Source organism: Streptomyces sp. NPDC047453, from assembly GCF_040643155.1.
Classification (GTDB): Bacteria; Actinomycetota; Actinomycetes; order Streptomycetales; family Streptomycetaceae; genus Streptomyces.
Genome location: NZ_JBEYTS010000003.1, coordinates 263943 through 280566, shown reverse-complemented (window position 1 = coordinate 280566; position 16624 = coordinate 263943). Strand labels below are relative to the sequence as shown.

At 68.9% G+C, this 16624-nt stretch carries 8 protein-coding genes and 1 pseudogene; 5 read left to right on the top strand and 4 right to left on the bottom strand.

Annotated elements, in window-relative coordinates:
• Nucleotides 1–431 precede the first annotated feature (431 nt).
• The 4 genes from ABZ818_RS05500 to ABZ818_RS05485 all read left to right on the top strand — a co-directional run bounded on the left by ABZ818_RS05500 (nucleotide 432) and on the right by ABZ818_RS05485 (nucleotide 4523).
• Nucleotides 432–770 (top strand): DUF6221 family protein, encoded by a 339-nt coding sequence (locus tag ABZ818_RS05500; RefSeq protein WP_361411165.1) that lies wholly within the window; start codon nucleotides 432–434, stop codon nucleotides 768–770.
• Nucleotides 771–1315: 545 nt separating this feature from the next.
• Nucleotides 1316–1654, top strand: a complete 339-nt coding sequence (locus ABZ818_RS05495) for a DUF6221 family protein (RefSeq protein WP_361411165.1) — start codon at nucleotides 1316–1318, stop codon at nucleotides 1652–1654.
• A 512-nt stretch (nucleotides 1655–2166) separates the two neighbouring features.
• Nucleotides 2167–2748 (top strand): YcxB family protein, encoded by a 582-nt coding sequence (locus ABZ818_RS05490; protein ID WP_361411162.1) that lies wholly within the window; start codon nucleotides 2167–2169, stop codon nucleotides 2746–2748.
• Between the two features lie 665 nt (nucleotides 2749–3413).
• Entirely contained in the window at nucleotides 3414–4523 is a 1110-nt protein-coding gene (locus ABZ818_RS05485) for a SpoIIE family protein phosphatase (RefSeq protein ID WP_361411159.1), read from the top strand.
• A 129-nt stretch (nucleotides 4524–4652) separates the two neighbouring features.
• Here ABZ818_RS05485 and ABZ818_RS05480 read toward each other — a convergent pair whose 3' ends face one another.
• The 3 genes from ABZ818_RS05480 to ABZ818_RS05470 all read right to left on the bottom strand — a co-directional run bounded on the left by ABZ818_RS05480 (nucleotide 4653) and on the right by ABZ818_RS05470 (nucleotide 12408).
• Nucleotides 4653–5192 carry a hypothetical protein gene (locus ABZ818_RS05480; protein WP_361411156.1) on the bottom strand — a complete coding sequence of 180 codons (540 nt, stop codon included), beginning with the start codon at nucleotides 5190–5192 and terminating at the stop codon, nucleotides 4653–4655.
• A gap of 693 nt (nucleotides 5193–5885) precedes the next feature.
• A complete protein-coding gene (locus tag ABZ818_RS05475; protein WP_361411153.1) occupies nucleotides 5886–6062 on the bottom strand; it encodes a hypothetical protein in 177 nt (58 codons plus the stop codon).
• Between the two features lie 79 nt (nucleotides 6063–6141).
• Entirely contained in the window at nucleotides 6142–12408 is a 6267-nt protein-coding gene (locus tag ABZ818_RS05470) for a DNRLRE domain-containing protein (RefSeq protein ID WP_361411150.1), read from the bottom strand.
• 1312 nt (nucleotides 12409–13720) lie between these two features.
• On the opposite strand from ABZ818_RS05470, the pseudogene ABZ818_RS05465 reads away from it, so the two are divergent.
• Nucleotides 13721–13972: pseudogene (locus ABZ818_RS05465) on the top strand (N-acetylmuramoyl-L-alanine amidase); the annotation flags it as partial.
• 246 nt (nucleotides 13973–14218) lie between these two features.
• Here the strand turns inward: ABZ818_RS05465 and ABZ818_RS05460 are convergent.
• Nucleotides 14219–16603 (bottom strand): SpoIIE family protein phosphatase, encoded by a 2385-nt coding sequence (locus ABZ818_RS05460; RefSeq protein ID WP_361411147.1) that lies wholly within the window; start codon nucleotides 16601–16603, stop codon nucleotides 14219–14221.
• Nucleotides 16604–16624 lie beyond the last annotated feature (21 nt).

Genomic DNA, 16624 nt, shown 5'->3' with positions numbered 1-16624 from the left:
CTGCCCAGTCCTCCACGAGGATCACCTTCCCTCCTGACCTTGATCACCAAGGCCAGAGTCAGACGAAGATCACCAAGTGGGTCACTTTTGATCCGCCGTCAGAGGGTCAGCGTTCGGCCGTCGTCGAGATCTCGGCCGGAGGGACACTCGCGTAACTACTCGCGCTCCATTACTCCGGTTGCGTCCTCTCGTTCGTCCTGATCAGCACGTCCTCCGCTGTGCCCGGCAATCGCGAGCTTCCTGCGCCGGCCGAGGAGCTCATTGTCCCTGTGTGACACGCCTTGTCCCCATAGCGCAAAATTGGACAGGGTCGTTCCGAACCACGGCCCCCGCAGGCCGGGGCACCCCAGTACCCCGGCTCTCTGCGCGCGGCTCGAGGGCAGTACCGCCCATCCTTGGCCACGCCGCTTGCCATGCCACGAAGGACTGCCTTGATCGACGACCTCATCCACTTTCTGCGGGCCCGATACGCCGAAGGACGCCGGACAGCCATGGAACTCCGCATGCAGAACTGGCAGGCGGTTGTCGCCGACGTCAATGCCAAGCAGGCCATCGTGGACGCATGCGAAAGGGCGACCATCCTGGCCGCTGGCGCCACACGGAAGATCACGGACATGACGACGGCGGGCGTCACTGTGCCGACGGCCGAGCTCGTCGACGCTGCCCGGCTGGAAGGCCAGGCCACCGCCCTGAGCCGCGCGCTGTCCGTGCTCGCACAGCCACATGCCCGGCATCCCGAATACCGACAGGAGTGGCGCTCACGAGGCTGATGGTGGACGGCCGTGGAGGTCTGACGTGAGAGCCTCGGCCGGCGCGATGCCGTAGTCACGGAGCTGAGCCGGCAATCGACGGGCGGAAGACCCGGGCGCCATGTCAGGTTGAACGCCCAAGCCGGCCGGCCGTTTCTTATGGCCCTATCGATGGCTTTGCAGCCTTTTTGCGAGGCGGGATGGCGCGGAGCAGCTCCCATACGGGTTCTGAGCCGGATGCCCACGTCGGTGCCGTGGACCGGGCGGTGCCGTTGAGGATCTGCAGGTCCGGCGTGCCCACGGCGGAGCCGGCCAGCCCGTACCGCAGGCCCTGTGCGCGTACCACGCCAACATCGGTTCGCAGCAATCCCTGCGCGCTTTGGCCACCGGCGGGGACGTTGGAACTGCCGGACGGCGCGGACCGCAGGGACAGTCACCGCTGTCGAGTGCGAGCCGTGCCCCGCCACGGTGGCCGTCCGCTCCCGCACTGAGGTTCGGTAAGATCCCGCGGATCTTCGTAGCGGGGAGGGATCATGGCCGAAGGACGTAGGGCCGAAGGACCTGCCTTGATCGACGACCTCATCCACTTTCTGCGGGCCCGATACGCCGAAGGACGCCGGACAGCCATGGAACTCCGCATGCAGAACTGGCAGGCGGTTGTCGCCGACGTCAATGCCAAGCAGGCCATCGTGGACGCATGCGAAAGGGCGACCATCCTGGCCGCTGGCGCCACACGGAAGATCACGGACATGACGACGGCGGGCGTCACTGTGCCGACGGCCGAGCTCGTCGACGCTGCCCGGCTGGAAGGCCAGGCCACCGCCCTGAGCCGCGCGCTGTCCGTGCTCGCACAGCCACATGCCCGGCATCCCGAATACCGACAGGAGTGGCGCTCACGAGGCTGATGGTGGACGGCCGTGGAGGTCTGACGTGAGAGCCTCGGCCGGCGCGATGCCGTAGTCACGGAGCTGAGCCGGCAATCGACGGGCGGAAGACCCGGGCGCCATGTCAGGTTGAACGCCCAAGCCGGCCGGCCGTTTCTTATGGCCCTATCGATGGCTTTGCAGCCTTTTTGCGAGGCGGGATGGCGCGGAGCAGCTCCCATACGGGTTCTGAGCCGGATGCCCACGTCGGTGCCGTGGACCGGGCGGTGCCGTTGAGGATCTGCAGGTCCGGCGTGCCCACGGCGGAGCCGGCCAGCCCGTACCGCAGGCCCTGTGCGCGTACCACGCCAACATCGGTTCGCAGCAATCCCTGCGCGCTTTGGCCACCGGCGGGGACGTTGGAACTGCCGGACGGCGCGGACCGCAGGGACAGTCACCGCTGTCGAGTGCGAGCCGTGCCCCGCCACGGTGGCCGTCCGCTCCCGCACTGAGGTTCGGTAAGATCCCGCGGATCTTCGTAGCGGGGAGGGATCATGGCCGAAGGACGTAGGGCCGAAGGACGTGGGGCCGAAGGCACTGACAACAGCGCGGAAGCCTCCGACGATGTCGTGGACGAGCAGACCGCAGTTCAGTTGGTGTACCGGCCCGAGCCTGCCGACACTCGGGCCGGCCTGCGGGTCCGCGAGCGGATCAAGCGGACGGGGCTGCTGCTGCGGAGCGTGTTCCTCGCACTGTGGGTGGGGCAGTGGCTGGTCTCCGCCGTGGGCCGTGGGCGTATCGACGTGGTCTCGACCGTTCTGTTCTTGTTCGTTGTCCTGGTGGTGTGGGGGTACCCACGGCTACAGGCCGCTCACGTGCAGCGGCTGATCGGATGGCAGGGCGAGTACCGCGTCTCCGTGTCTGCGGCCGGGATCACCTGCCGCAGCGACCACAGCACGTTGGTCCAGAAGTGGTCCGTCTTCCAGGGCTACCGGGAGACGGCCGGCCACTTCGTCCTGCTCAGCCGGGACCCCAACATCATGTACCTCGGTGTCCTGCCCAAGCGGGGCGTGCATGAGGCCGGGGGCCTCGACCGGCTTCGGGCCATCCTGGACCAGCACACCACTCGCGTGTGACACACGTCGTCACGATGTCACGCCGGTGAATCCGATCACGGGCCGAGTGGACTCCAGTTGAACCAGCCTCGGGAAGTGTTGTACAGGTTCGTGGGTTCGTCGCAGGTCTGGGATGTCCAGATCTGCGAGGCGACGGCATCCGCGCCCGGACCGAGATCGGACAACTCGTAATGCGTAGGGTCCCGGGTCCTGAATCTCAGGACGGCTCCACCCTCCTGTTCCCCCAGGCGTCCATCGGCGGCGCTAGCTGCCAGAAAAACCGCAGGTCGGAGGGCGTGGGCGGAGCCCGACTGGCCGGCCAGAGCCGGGGCGTATCCGCGCCGTCCGAGGGTGGTCGGCAGCAATTGCAGTCCGTGCCGATGGCCCGCGCAGCCAGCTCAACGAAGGAGGTGGAGGAGCATTTCTCCCCCTGCTGACGGCCGGGCTCACCGTCTCTGCGCCGGTCGGCGAGTCCTGCATCGCCTGAGCCCTGCCCGTGCCGAATGTGGTTCGGTGCTCAGACCGCGGCGCACGCCTCGGCGAGGTCGTCGGCGAGGATCTCCGGGCATGCCAATCGATCACGGTTCGTCTGTAGCCGCCCTTGGGCCTGCACCATCATGAGCGAGCTGTGACTCCCCGCTCGTATCGTGAAAAGAGACGGAGCCGCGGGGCAAGGCAGGGAAGTCATGAAGGTACCGGCGGTCGACTACGCGGCGGTGTTCCAGGCCCTTCCCGGGGCGGTGGCGCTGGTGACCCCGGAGCTGATCTACGCGGACGCCAACGCGGAGTTCTTGCGCATCCGGGGCCTTGCCCACGAACAGGTGGTCGGTCGCTTCGTGCCCGAGGACCACCCCGAAAAGGACCCCGCCGAGCCTCTCCTGCTCAGAGTCCTGGCGTCACTGCGCCAGGCGGCGGGCACCGGTGAGCGCAGCATCGTGGCGTTGCAGCGGTACGACAGGGAGGACCCCGACCAGCCCGGAGTGTGGCACGAGCGGTACTTGAGCATGACCAACGTCCCCGTGTTCGGATCTGATGGACGGGTGGCGCTGCTGCTGCACCGGGTGGAGGACGTCACCGAACTCATCCGCGCCCGTGAAGTCGCGCTGACCTTGCAAGAAGCCATGCTGCCCGCTCCTCGCCCGGTCGGTCGGCATCCGGCGGCCGTACGCTACCGGCCCGCCGCCGAAGCACTGAACGTGGCCGGCGACTGGTACGACCTGGTCGACCTGCCCGGCGATCGCATCGCCGTTGCCGTCGGCGACGTCGTCGGCCACGGCCTGCTCGCCGCCGGTGTCATGGGACAACTGCGCAGCGCCCTCAGCGCCACCTCCCTCGTCGCCGAAGGCCCCGCCCGCGCCCTGGAAGCCCTCGGGTTGTACGCCCGCACCGTGGACGGTGCCGAGAACACCACCGTGGCCACGGCAGTCATCGACTGGGAGACCCGCACCATCACCTACAGCAGCGCCGGCCACCCCCCACCCGGGCTCCTGCAGAGGGACGGGACCGTCGAGTTCCTGGACCAGGCCACCGACCCGCCTCTGGCCGCCCGCCCTGAACACGCCCCCCGGATCCAGGCTGCCGCGGCCTTCCGCGAGGGCGCCGTTCTCGTGCTCTACACCGACGGCCTGATCGAACGCCGCGGCGAAGACATCGACACCGGCCTCGCCCGGCTCGCCGACTCCCTGGCCCGCCACCAGGCGGACGACCCCGAAGCGCTCGCCGACGCCGTGCTCAACGACCTACTTCCACCCGGTGACGCCACCGACGACACCGCCCTGGTCATCGTGCGCCTGTGAATCCAGCCGGAAGTGTCCAAGAATTCGAGCCCGCCCCCGGCGTTCTGGGTTGCCGTCCTTCCGCAGGGTCCGAGCGCCGACCTGTGGAGGCCCCGTTGAGCGTCGCTCACTCCTGGCTCGTAGAGTCGATCAGCCGGTGCTGGACCTGTGCACGGCCTGTTCCCAGAGGTCCAGCCCCGCGCGGAGGAGTTCGCGCACGGCCGCGGTCTCCTCAGCCGTCCAGGCTCCCTCGCCGGCGGTCGGTTCGAGAGCTCCGACGCCGAAGATCTTTTCGTAGGCGCTGTCGTGGATCGGTCCTTGGGAGGGAAGGGGTGGGTCGGCCTTCAGGCTGTGGGAGAGGTCTTCGAAGAAGTTCCACGCGTCCAGCAGCAGTCCTGCCGGGACCGGGCCAAGGCCAGGGTGCTCGACCCACCGCCGTACGACGCCCAGATCGAGAGTGCCTTCGCCCTCCCGGACGAGCTCACAGCCGTTGCGATCACAGTATTCCTGCAGCGTCTTGAGGTCATGGAACGCAAGGAGCCTTCCGGCTTCGTCAACGACGAGCTCATCGGCGGCATCGTCCCCTCCGGGCCGCCAGATCAGCGTCAGGTCCCCTCTCCTGGCCGCGATGCGGTACGGATAACAGCCAGCCATGTGGGGTCTCCCTGGTGCTGCGGCGGCACTTGCCACGTGGGTCATCCTGCCTGCAGTGATCGTCGTGCGGTGGCTTCGTATCAGGCGGCGCTGTGGGGTGTGGAGCTGGCAGGTCTGGGGCTGCGGATCGCTGGGTGTTTCGAGCGGTCGGAGCCGCGGGCGACGGCGGTCGCCTATGTGAGCGGGCTGCCGATCCGTCCAGGTTCGCACCTCATCGTCAACGATCCCGCCGCCCGCTTCGAAGACCTCGGGCCCGACGACCCAGGCCTTCGTCCGCCAACTCCGGGCCCTCGGCCACCAGATCACCCTCACCCCCGTGGAACCTGTGGGCTGAGCCCCACAACCGCTCCAAGCCCGTCCGCCCGGCTGACGCCGAACGGACGCTGTCGCCTGCTCGGATGATCTGGGATTCTCCGTTCAGAGAGGGCCGACGTCGATGATGGTCGTCATGGCTGCGCTCGCTCCAGCCGGGCTTGGCGCTTCCGCTCCGCGTAGCCGGTCGCTGCGAAAATACTTCCCATCGCGATCCCGAAGAGTGAAATCGGGAGCAGGGACACCCCGCTGTCGTGGTCGGAAACGACCAGGCCGAACAGGAAAGAGGCAAGACCGGCGAGGAGGCCGACCACCAGAGGATGTCGTGCGGCGAACCGCTGTGGCCTGTCCGGGGGTTGTGTACCCCCTAGAGCGCGGTCGATCGCCCGAAATGTCTTGCCCAAGCGCCCCATGTGATCAGTCATCCGACCCCCGCTCAACCAGCCAGGCAACGGCCAGGATGATTGCCGAGCAGAAAAACAGTCGCTCGCCGTCCTTGTGTCCGTACAGAGCGGCTGCCGTGATGCCCAGTGCGAAAACGATGACGCCGGACCCGAAAAGCGCCCGCGATGTACGCTTTTTTTGATTTGCCATGTAAATTCCTGTTCCCAGAACTGGCCGCCCGAACGGGCGGCCAGTTCTGCCAGCGTAAATCTTCTACATCAGTGGGTGGTCACCAACGCCACGACCGTGATTTGCGGTGCGAAACGCGGCTCAGGGCGTGTCGGCCGCCGCGCGGGGCCCATCGGACCAGGGCCCGGCCGGCCCCGTACCGCACTCCCGCACTGAGCCCCCATCCGGCCGATCCGACTCCGGCGCCGTAAATGGCCGCGCGTCCGACCGAACCCCATGAGGCCCTGCGATTGCCCAGCTTCTTGGCGGCCCCACCGGCGATCGCGCCGGCGGCCACGGCACAGAACGCGCCGGCCACTCCCATGGAGATCACGCCGCAGCCGACTCCAGCGAGGCCGGCAGCGATTCCCACCCGGTGGCGCTTGACGAAGCTCTTGGTCTTACGCCATGCCTTTTTCCAGCTCCACTTGCCGTCGAGATCGTAGCGGTTGAGCGGATCGGCGTGGACGTAGTCGTAGGCGTTGGCGTTGCCGCCGTAGACCGGGTCGGGGGAGAGGAAGCGGCCGGTGGCGGGGTTGTAGAGGCGTACGCCCATCAGGACCAGGCCGGTCAGGGTCTCCGACGAGCGTTGCTTGGCGCCGAGCCAGTTGTAGCGGGTGGGTTCCTGGCCGCTCCGCGGGTTGCCGTACTCGTCCGCGTCCAGGGCGATCGGGGCCTTGCCCGCGTCCAGCGGGAGCTGGAGTGCCACATCGCCGTGGATGGTGGTGAGCTGCAGCACCGTGTCGCCGGTCTTGCTGGTGGTCGCGGCCAGGTCACCGGAGGCCCCGTCGACGTTGCGGGTCAGGGCTCCCGTGGCGGTGTCCTCCATGATCCAGCGCGGGTTGTCGCCGTCGCCGTCGTAGTGGTTGAGCTTGGACGCGGTCTGTGTCCACGTCGAGCCGCTGCCTGTCTCCACCTTCCACGAGCGGAAGCGCAGGGCCGCGTCGAGCTGCCAGGTCTGGCGCTTTCCGCCAGAGACCTGCTGGTACGCCAGGTCGTTGGCGTAGTAGCCGATGGTGCTGCCCGGCAGGGCGGTCGTACGGCCGAACGCGTCGTAGGTGTACCCGGAGTTCACCAGCCGGTCGGCGCTGTCGTACGTGGAATTGGCGGCGGTGCCTCCACTGGTGGGGCAGTCAGCGCCGGGCGTGCCCGTCGCCGTGGTCAGGGACTTGCGGTTGGTGCGCGCGTCGAAGGCGTAGCTGCGACGCGTGCAGACCGTCTCGGTGGTGTCCTCGACCGTGGTGAGGCGGCCCGTGACGTCGTAGCCGTAAGTCTGGTCGGACCAGCCGGCGTGGCTGGTGACCTGACCGTGGATGGACTCGGTCACCGTGTCGGCGTAGACGATGGTGCCATCGCTGTCACGGGTGTACGTACGGTCGACGGCGGAACCCGAGGGGTCCTTCGTCTGCTTGACGGTGTAGCCGCCGGGCAGCTTCTCCGACACCACGGCCCCGGCGGCGTCGTACGTCGCCTGGAACGTTCCGGCGATCGAGTCGGTGGTCTTCGTGGCCAGACCACGCGGCTCGACAGCCGTGTCATAGGTGTACGTGACCGTCGACGGCACCGTGTCCGTCGCCTTGACCGGCCGGTCGAGCAGGTCGTACTCGGTCGTGGTCCTGCCGCCGTCCGCGTCGGTGTAGGCGATCTGGCGGCCGAGCTTGTCGTACGCCTTGGTGATCGTGCCGCCGGTGGGCGAGGTGGTCTTGGCCACCTTGCCGTTGTCCGGGTCGTACTCGGTGGTGGCCTCCGGTACGGCCTGGCCGAGCCCGCCGGTGACGGTCGTCTTGATCGGCCGGGCCGCGGCGTCGTACGTCGTGGTCGTCGTACGGGTGACGCCGTTGGCTGTCTCGGTGACCTTGGCCGTGTTGCCCCACCAGTCGTACTCGGTGGTGGTGGTCGGCAGTTCCGTCGGGTTGGAGCCGCCACCGGTGATCGCGCCGGCGGGCCCGACCGAGCAGACCAGGTCGGCCCACTCCGGGCGGCCGGTGCAGGCGCCGGTTCCGGTCGCGGACCAGTACGTGGTCACGCGGGTCGCCGCGTCCGTGCCCGTCGCGCCGGGCAGGAGCTGTTTGACGGTGCGGCCCTGGGCGTCGTACTCCGTGGTCTCGGTGATCGCCAGACCACCCGGATCCTTGATCGTCTTGGTCGGCAGGCCCTTGACCCAGTCGTAGACGGTCTGGGTGATGCGGGTCTCGCCCTGGACGGAGGGGTGTTCGCGCACCTGGGCGCCGACGGTGACCTTGGTGATCTGGTCCTTGACCTTGGCCGTGCCGTCCGTGGGCCGGCCCTCGTCGTACTCGTTGACCGTCCACGTACGGGCGGTGGCCGAAGTGCCCGCGGAGACCAGCGAGGTGGTGTCCTGCTTCAGATCGGCGGTGAGGTCGATCCTGCGCAGCGGGCCGAACTCCTCCAGTACGCGGGTTCCGTTCTCGTTGTAGACGGAGCGCGTCGCCAGCAGGTCGCCGCGCTCGGCGCCGGTGAGCTGGGTGATGCCGAGGTCGGCCTGGGTGGCCTTGTCGTCGGCGGTCAGTCCCAGGGCGACGGCCCGGTTGGCGGCGGTCAGTTCACGGACGGTGTTACCGAAGCGGTCGTATTCGGTGGTGGAGATGTGCCCGCCGGGGGTGGCGGAGTTGACCTCACGGCCGGATACGCCCAGGTAGTGCACCTCGGCCCGCTCGTAGGCGGCTGCGGTCAGCGAGCTGCCGGAGTGCGACGACGGCACGGCGTCGGCCGGGAAGACCGCGGTCGCGTCCGTCGGCACGTCGAGCTGGCCCCATGCCTTCACATCCGAGGCGCCCATCTTGTTCGGGGCGGCGGTGCCGGTGAGCGGCACGTCGTAGACGATGCTGGTGCCGGCCGTGCCCTCCTCGACATCGGCGGTGCCCTGCTTCAGCCCGGCGCGGGTGGCCTTGAGCAGCATGCCGTCACCGGCGGTGGCGGCGTTGCCCGCCTTGCCGTAGGTGAAGGTCCAGGGCAGTTCGCCGGGCGGGGCGAACTGGATGACGCGGCCCGCGCTGTCGTACTCGTACGTGGTCTTGAGTGCGGGAGAGATGCGCGGGTTCCAGGTCTCGCGCAGCCGCCCCTGTGAGTCGTAGGCGTACGACTGGATGGAGAGGACCTTGGAGCTGGCCGCGCCGGGCTCGGTGGCCCACAGGCGGATGGACTTGACCCGGCCCACCACATCACCGAACGCGGTGTCCGTGGCGGTGGTGGTCAGCGGGTACAGGTATTCCAGGACCCGGCAGCCCTTGGTGGCCGGATCGGCTGCGCAGTCCGCGGCGGTCGCGGCCGAGGTGGGTGCGATGACCCACTTGGGCCGGGCGACGGCCTTGCCGTTGTAGGTGGTCTTCTGCGAGATCACCGTGGTGGTGGAGTTGGTCAGCCCGTCCAGCAGGGTGCTGGAGACCTGCCAGGTCGGCACGGTCGGATCGGGCTTGGTGAACTCCGTGACCGTGCCCTCGGTGTCGGAGAGCGTGAAGCTGCCGCTCACGCTGCCCTTGAGGGTCAGGTCCTCCGAACCCGGCTCCGGAATCCAGCCCGACTGGGCCGCGTTCGCGGTGAAGTGGGTCTCCTCACCTTCGGAGTCGACCACGGCCACGGCCGTGTCGGAGATCCTGCGGATGTGGGAGTAGTCGGAGTCCGTCAGCTCGGCGGTCGCACCCGACACCCATTCCTTGCCGAAGATCGGCGCCTGTCCCTCCTGCGTGGCGCCCTTGTCCGGCGTACGGGACGAGGCGGTACGCGTGACGGACATGTCGAACGCAGAGGCATCCGTGGCCGACAGGCCGAAGTCGCCGGTCAGCATGTTCACCGTGCCAGGACCCACGCCCTGGCTGGCGGCGCCGTCAGCGTTGCGGTCGACGACGACGGTCAGCGCCTCGGTGCTGCCGGAGGCGTTGCCCGGTCCGGTGAAGTCGGCCTTGATCTGCACCGAGCCGTCGGGGTCGACGGTGTCGGTGGCGTTCCAGACGAGTGGGGCGTTCTTGCCGTTGGTCAGCGAAACGGGCCAGGCGGTCAGCGGGGTGCCGCCGGAGGTCACGTGACCGCTGGGGATCTCCACCCACTTGTCGGCTTCGGAGCGCCGCCAGGAGAAGGACACCGCGTTGTACTTGGTGCCTTCGGCCTCTGCGACGAGCGGGAGCCGGCGGGCGGTGCGTTCGCCGTCGTTGGGCTGGACGAAGCCGCCGGGGCCCGCGTGGAAGGTGTACTCGGCCGCCTCGGACTTGTTGTCGGCCTTGTCCACGGCCCGCACCTGCAGGGTGTGGGTGCCGTCCTTGGGCGGGGCGATGGAGATGGCATTGTTCGCGCTGGAGCCGCTCGTGGTGACCTTGGTCCAGGTGACGCCGTCCAGCGACCACTCGAGCCAGTTGTGGTCGGTGCCGGCGGGCGGGGTGACGGTGAAGGTGCCGGCCTGGCCGGTGCCCTTGACCCACTTGTCCGACGGGTAGTCCGTGGAGACGATCTTCGTCGGGGCGGACGGGGCCTTGGTGTCGACGGTGAACGTCTTCCACGCCGACCAGCCGGTGTTGTAGTGCGTGCCGTCGTACGGGCTGGTGCGGAACTTGTACGTCTTCCCGTCCGCGAGCAGCCCGGCAGGGACGGTCACCGAGGCGGGCTGACCCGATGCCACGTACTTCGACACCAGGACGTTGCCGACCTGGGCGTTGGTGGCGGAGTCGAAGATCTGGAAGGTGCCGTTGACCTTGTCGCCGTCGGGATCGACGAAGGTGTCCCGCAGGGTGGGCGTGGTGGTGTTGACGACGTAGTCGCCGCCGTAGGAGAAGTACGGCGGGCCGGCCTCCTGCTTGGTGCCCGTGCGCGGCCGGTAGTTGTAGTTGACCACCAGCTTCGGCGGGTTGGAGGCCGCGTTGGCGGAGTTGACGCGCTTCCACTGGGCCACGACCGACTCGTCGGTGGCGCGGATGCCCATGTGGCCGCGGGTGGCCTTCGCGGAGGCCCACTCCTGCACCAGTGTGGTGATGTCGGCGTTGATCCAGCCCTTGGGCTGGGTGCTGGTGCACGAGGGGTTGCCGCGGGTCTCAGTGGAGGTGGCCTTCTTCGCCGTCATCGTCGGGCGGTTGGTCCACCGGCTGGAGGTGGAGGCGGCGGGGGAGGACCACACCTCCCACGGGTACGCCTTGCAGTCGGTGTTGCCCGAGTGGAAGTTGTACAGCGACAGCTTCGCGTCCAGCACCAGCGCGTCCTGGACGGGTGTGGTGTTCCAGGAGATGAAGGTCTGCGCGGTGCGCGGGGTGCCGTCGGCGTTCTTGGTGCCGGGGTTGCCGAAGTCCAGCTCGGTGTCGGCCGACCAGTCGACGGTCTCGCCCTGCTGCACGTAGGTGTCGAAGACGTTGGACAGCGAGGAGGTGGACGGGTCGATGGTGACCGGGTACTTGGTGTCCGGGTCGGCGAGGAAGTCGGCGTCCGGGGTGATCACCAGGTCGACGGAGGCGCCCTTCTGGACCACCTTCAGGCCGACCCTGGCCTTGCGGGTGTGCTCACCGGAGCGCTCGTCGACGGCGGCGTCCCACATCACTGGCGCGGGCATGACAGCCCGCTTCTTGTTCTTCTTGTCGGTGAACAGCACACTGCCGTCGGCCAGTTGCTTCGCCTTCAGGCCCTTGGCCTTCAGCGGCAGGGTGTAGGAGTAGTCACCTGCCTCGGGGCGCTGCTTGAGCTCGACGAACTGCTCGAAGCCGGTCCGGGTGGCCTCCACGACCACGTCCGCGCCCGGTACGGCGTTGACGTACTCCGCCCGCGTACCGTCCAGCTTCGGCTGCGGCAGCCCGCCCTTCCACTGCAGGGTGATCTGCTGATCGCCCTCGCCCAGGGTCACCAGGTCGGTGGCTTCGGCCTGCTGAGCGGCCTTCAGCGATTTCGCCGGGGTCCCGGACTTGCCGGACAGGCGTAACCCGCTCGGGTGGGCCTTGGGCTTGACAGCCCCGTCGGCACCCTGGACGAGGTCCAGGTCGACCTCACGCCACTCTCCCGTGGCCTCGTCCGTGAACCGAACGGGCCCGGCAGCGAGTTCCGTGGTGAGCGAGCCGTCCTTGTTCACCCAGGTCGTCGAGGTCTCGGTGCGCTCGGACAGCGCCTCGACCCGCTTGCCGGACAGACGAGCGGCCACGCGCGCCGACGGGATGTCCGCCGCCTGGGTCGCGGCGGCGTGTTCCGCCTCCTTGGCCGCCTGCGGTGCGGCGAGGGCCGCCGAGTACGTCCCGTCAAGGAGCGTGACAGCTAGGGCAAGAGACAGGCTTCCCGCTATCCAGCGGGTACTCCCCCCGGCTCGCAGCCGTCTGCGTCGATAGGACGCATGGTTGCGAATCATCCTGATTCTCCATTTTCACTTCGTGAATGCCTCACACCTGTGAGGCATTCACGAAGCTAGCTGAAGCAAAAAGAGATCAAACCTGGCAAGTGGGAGGCAAAAAGGATCCTGTTCCGTCGAACCGAGATCGTGATCTTTATCACCGTACGAATCTTTTCGAACACGTTTAGTTACCGTAGGTAGTCAGCGGGCGGCTGATTGCCTGGCTGGTCGGAAGAAGAACCGTGCCGACCGGTGCGGTGGCAGCGAGAGGTGAAAGGATCTTGAGCCGGAGAATCAGAGCTGTGGTCTGAATCACTTGGCGGCTTGGGGTGTGATGACGCAACCCTTAGCGGATCTTGAAGGTCTGCTGGGTGGGTCGCCCCGCCCTGCTGGTGCGAAATGTGACCCTTTTTCTCACCCCTCACGAAGGACATCGCAGATCAATCATGGGTAGACCTCGCTATATCTGGGGTACGGCTGCCGTGGTCACGGCAGGCATTGTCGGAGGGCTCTTACTGAGCACAGGCTCCGACCAGTCGGGCAACGACACCAGTGGTGACGGCAAGCCGGGTCCGGTGAGGAGCCAGGCCCTCACCGCCGAGCTGCCGACGACCGAGCACGGCACCAAGGCCACCCTGAAGCAGCAGGAGACCGAGCCGTTCAGCATGCTCGGCATCACCTGGAGCGATCCCTCGTCGCGGATCGAGGGCACGATCGAGGCCCGGACCCGTGCCGCGGGATCCGGTCAGTGGTCGGACTGGCTGCGGCTGGACGGTGGTGGCGGTCAGGGCGAGGCCGCCGCCCGGCGAGGCGGTACGGAACCGGCCTGGGTAGGACCCTCCGACGGGGTGGAAGTGCGGGTCACCGCGGGCGGAGGTACCTCCAACAGGCTGCCTGCCGGGTTGCGCCTGGACATGATCGATTCGGGTAAGGGCGGCGGTAGCGGCACCGGAGCGATGGAACCGGCGGCCTACGACGTCGACGCGCCCGATGACCCGTCCCCCTCTCCCGATTCCACGGACGTGGTGGAGCCGGAGGACCCGTCCCCGCAGGAGACACCGGCCGGCGACGATCCCACCACGGAGCCGGCCGAGTCCGAGACCCCTGCCGAGTCCACCCCAGGTAACTGGTGGAGGACTTGCTCGTCCAGGTGCCGGTCTTGGCCGCGGCCGTTTCCTGGACGCCGAGGTCTTTCCAGCCCAACTGCTCGACGTGGTACGCGTAGATGCCGCGGACGACCCCGACTACCTGCCCGGCGGAAAGATCAAGGCAGTGGTGGTCCACCACACCGCCGAGAGCAACAACTACACCTGCACCGACGCCCCCGCGGCTGAGCTGGACCTTCACCGGCCGCTCCGTGGCCTGGCTGGTATCCCGCGCCTCCACCTCCGGACAGGCGGACATCTACATCGACGGCACCAAGACCGCCACGGTCGACCTGAAGTCGGCGACGACCAAGTACCGCGACGCGATCTGGACCAAGACCTGGCCCACCAGCGCGAAGCACACCATCGAGATCGTGGTCGTCGGCACCGCCGGACGCCCCGCCGTCACCACGGACGGCATCGTCTACCTCAAGTAAGAGCCGCAGCACCCCGCTCCGGTGGCAGCCCCCGGACCCTGCAGAAGCAGGACCTCCACTCCGGCTGCCACCGGACCCGTGTGTGAGCGTGAGACACAGCCGCCTTCTGGCGCCGCGCCGCCCCAGGCGTCGCCCGCCAGAAGGCGGCCGGCCCGTCGGCGGTCCTGACAGTGATCCCTACTCTGCTCATTGACCAGAACAGCGCGGCCGACATCACGGGCGGGATCTTCGCCCATCTTCGGCGCGTCAGTTGACGGGCAGCGGCTGCTCGGTCCAGATGGTCTTACCGCGGTGGGCGTAGCGGCTGCCCCAGCGTTGCGACAACTGGGCGATCAGGAACAGCCCGCGGCCGCCCTCGTCGGTCAGCCGGGCCCGGCGCAGCCGCGGCTGGGTCTGGCTCGGGTCGGAGACCTCGCAGATCAGCACCTGGTCCCTGATCAGCCTCAGGACCACGGGGCCGCCCGCGTACCGGATGGAGTTGGTCACCAGCTCACTGGCGATCAGCTCGGTGGTGAACGCCAGCTCCTCCAGGTCCCAAGCGTTCAGCTGCGCCGTCACCATCTCCCGGGCCCGGCCCACCGCCTCCGGATCGGCCGGGAACTCCCAGACGGCGGTGGAGTCCGGGGGCAGGACGTGCAGCCGGGCCATCAGCAGCGCCACGTCATGGTCGGGCGCCTCGGGCAGCAGATGCCGGAGCACGGTGCGTCCGGTCTCCGTCGGCGTCCGGTCCTCCTGCACGGCGGCGTCCACCTGCTCGCGGAGCTGTCGCAGCCGCTTTTCGGCGCCGTCCTCACCGTGGGCCAGCAGCTTGCCGGTGCAGAAGGCGAGCAGTGCCCCCGGTTCCATCGCCAGCTCCGCCGGCTCGAAGGGCAGACCGCCCACCCCGAGCGGCGGCCCCGGCCTGACCGCCGCGAAGCCGGCCCCCGGCCGCCCGGGGACGGACAGCACCGGCGGCGGGTGGCCCGCACTGGCGATCGTGCACAACCCGGTGATCGGGTCGTACACGGCGTAGACACATGTGGAGCCCAGGACGGTGCCCTGCCCACGAGTCGGCCCCGGAGCGGCGGCCTCCGCCGCCGACAGCCGGACGACCAGGTCGTCGAGGTGGGTCAGCAGTTCCTCGGGAGGCAGGTCCATGTCGGAGAGGGTCTGCACCGCCGTCCGCAGCCGTCCCATCGCGGCGGCGGCCTCCACGCCGTGCCCCGCCACGTCGCCCACGACGAAGGCGACCCGGCAGGAGGACAGCGGGATCACGTCGAACCACGTTCCGCCGATCCCCGTCGTGATACCGGCCGGTAGGTAGGAGCCGGCCGTGTCCGCCGCGCTCACCCGGACGACCGCCTGCGGCAGCAGGCTGCGCTGCAGGGCCTCCGCGGTGCGGTGCTCGCGGGCGTATCGCCGTGCGTTGTCCAGGCTGATCGCGGCCCGGGAGCCGATTCGCGCACCCAGCTCCGCGTCGTCCGGGTCGAAACGGGGCCGGTCACCGAAGCGCCACAGCACCGCCGCTCCCAGCAGCAGCCCGCGGGCCTGCAACGGCATCATCAGCAGAGATGTCGCGGCGTCGGGTAGTACCTGGCGGCGCCCCTCGACGTCGGCGGCGAGCGCGATTCGCAGCTCGGACAGGTCCGGCACGGTCAGTGCCGAGCGTCGGTAGACGAACTCCTGCTCCGGCTCCCGGACTCGCAGCGAGGCCCCGACCGTGAGCAGCTCGGCCGGCCAGACGCCGCTCCTGGCAGCCACCGCTACCCGCCGCAGCGGAGCCCCGAGGGAGAAGTCACCGGGCTCCTCGCCCACCAGCGCCGCCTCCGCGAGATCCACCGCCGCCAGATCGGCGTACTCGGGCACCAGCACCCCGGCCAGGCCCTCAGCGGTGCGGACGATGTCCAGCGAACCCAGCAGCAGCTTCTCCGCCCCGTTGACCAGAGCCAGTCCGCGCTCCGCCTGCTTCCGCTCGGTGATGTCGCTGAAGACGACCGCCACCCCGGTACATCGGCCCTCCCGGTCCTCCAGCCGGAGCGCCGACAGGGAGACGACGCGCTCCTGCTCGGGCGCCTCCCGGCGGTGCACCCGGACCACCTGGTTGGTTACCGGCTTCCCGGTCTCCGCGACCCGGCGCAGCCGCTCCGCGACGGCCTGGGCGTCCGCCACCACCAGCACCTCGTCGAGGGCCACCCCGCCCGGCCCGGCCCCGGTACCGGCCAGCAGACCGATGGCGTCCGACGGCTGGTTGGTCCGCACGATCCGCAGATCGGTGTCGTGCAGCACCAGCCCGATCTCGGTCTGCCCGAACAGCGCGCGCACCAGGGCGTCGGCCTGCTCCCGGTCCGCGGCCGTCGTCACCGGTACCGCCCGCACCAGGCACTGGGCCTCGGAACCGCCGTTCAGCGGCAGCACCTCCAGCTGGACCTGCACGGTCTGGCCGCGGCGGTGGCGCAGCGTCGCCGGGCCGCCGGGCGGGAGCAGCCCCTCGCCGGGCTCCGCGACCAGGTCGGCGAACGGCCTGCCGATCAGCTCCCTGCCCCCTACGCCGAGCAACTCCCTGACCGCGGGCGTGCACGCCAGCATGGTCCCGCGGTTGTCCAGCACCATGACCGCTCCGTCGCTCGGCAGTCGCCCGACGACGTCGGACACAGGGTCCGCACTCGTCTGTCT

Coding starts and splice junctions, on each gene's coding strand:
- ABZ818_RS05490 (WP_361411162.1), top strand. CDS start 2,167: ATGGCCGAAGGACGTAGGGCCGAAGGACGTGGGGCCGAAGGCACTGAC.
- ABZ818_RS05475 (WP_361411153.1), bottom strand. CDS start 6,062: ATGGCAAATCAAAAAAAGCGTACATCGCGGGCGCTTTTCGGGTCCGGC.
- ABZ818_RS05485 (WP_361411159.1), top strand. CDS start 3,414: ATGAAGGTACCGGCGGTCGACTACGCGGCGGTGTTCCAGGCCCTTCCC.
- ABZ818_RS05470 (WP_361411150.1), bottom strand. CDS start 12,408: ATGATTCGCAACCATGCGTCCTATCGACGCAGACGGCTGCGAGCCGGG.